Consider the following 1707-nt stretch of genomic DNA (forward strand, 5'->3'; position numbering starts at 1 on the left):
ATAGGTTTCAGTGAACCAATTACCTGACTAATCAAAATATCATTTTCATATTTAACGTCAGTCTCGGCTAATATCCCAAATAAATTACCTAGATCATTACTAACCGAATGAAACTCCAAACCATTTAATCCTCCTGATAGAATTTTTCTAAGAGGTATGTCTAATAGGATTTTTATTTTTTCACTCGAAATACTAAATAATTTGAAATTATAGTATATAAACTTATTTAATGCTTTGTACGCATCCGAAGGCAAATTTTTATTCATAAAACTTAACGAAATTAGCTTAACTAACTTATCTAAATCTTCATTTTTCCATTCTATTATTGAGTTTACAACGATTAAATTTGTTATTGCCTTCCCAACTATATTACTAAAAATTCCCGTTCGATAATTGTCATACAATGACACTAAATTTTCAAATGTGGTTAGCAAATACTGAGTATGTTCAGCACAATCTATATAAGAACCACTAGATTTATAGTACTCTAAAATATTATGAATTAATTCATTCAATTTCTTAAATTCAAAATATTTAACTAAAATAAATAGGTCATGTTTCTCTATTCTATGAGTGCTTGATAGATGGAACTGGAAAAATTTAGTCTCGCTCTTATTATTTTTAATTATTAATCTGAACTTTAGTTCTACGTATATTCTCATTAAGTCTTTGAAAATACCATACTCATCAATCATTATTTCATTTATTATAAAAAAACGTAATATCTGCAAGCTTCTATCATTTGAGCGATATTTATTAGCATTAATTAAATAATTTTTTTCTAAATCCAGAAACTCTTTATTTGCGTCGTAATAAAATTCATGAATAACTTCAAAATTTAAAAATTCATATAAACCTTTTATATGTTTCTTAACGCTTGCAGGGTACAAGTCAAGCTTACTTCTCCACTTGGTTTCTAAATTATCAAATTCTTGTTGATCTTCAGGTTTGATTTGAAAATTATATCTTATTTTTCTTATTATGAGATCAACGTTAAACATGGAAATTATTGCTTTATAAAATTCTTTGTTCTTTAAATTTCGATGAATCTCACTGTTATATTTATCTATGATACTTTCATAGATTATTAAATTTTCAGAGATATTACTCTCAACTGTTTTTATCACACCCATCATTTCTTTATTTTGATGGGAGAATGTTAAGTACTTCTCATAGTTTAAATCTATAGCCTCTAATTCAGAAATATCAGCTTCTGATAAGAATTTTCTAACTTCTACCCAATCTTTCTTATCGTTATTAGTAAGATATAAACAATTAGCTAGATAAAAAACTTTAAATATTGCTATCATTTTTATAGAAATATCGTTATCGTATTTTAGAGCACTATAATTATCATAGCTCTTAATGATGTGAAAGAACATCTTGTATATTTTTCGATGCCTTTCTTCGTAGTCCGTCGTCATTGCTCCATCGTGGAACCATAATCCGAAACAATTAAGATGATATTCAATTGAACAGTTTGACAGTACATTAGTAATTTGCTCAGGTAATAAAGCATTAAATTCTAGTAAACCTTTAAGGTGTTCATATAAAAAGTTGACGACTTCTATTTTAATTTGGCTACTAATTTCAATTTCTTTATTACTATGTTTACCTTCAATTACAGATAATAGATTATATGGAATATTATATTCAGAGTTAACTTTATCTAAGAATGTCTTGTATACATCCCTATATTCAAAAACT

At 26.4% G+C, this 1707-nt stretch carries 1 protein-coding gene; it reads right to left on the reverse strand.

What is annotated here, in order from left to right; all coding sequences use genetic code 11:
* Positions 1-1707 (reverse strand): hypothetical protein (locus tag JMY05_RS13800; RefSeq protein WP_201615438.1); only part of this gene is annotated, 1707 nt, incomplete at both ends.

The organism is Psychrobacter sp. JCM 18902, from assembly GCF_904846615.1.
Lineage (GTDB): Bacteria > Pseudomonadota > Gammaproteobacteria > Pseudomonadales > Moraxellaceae > Psychrobacter.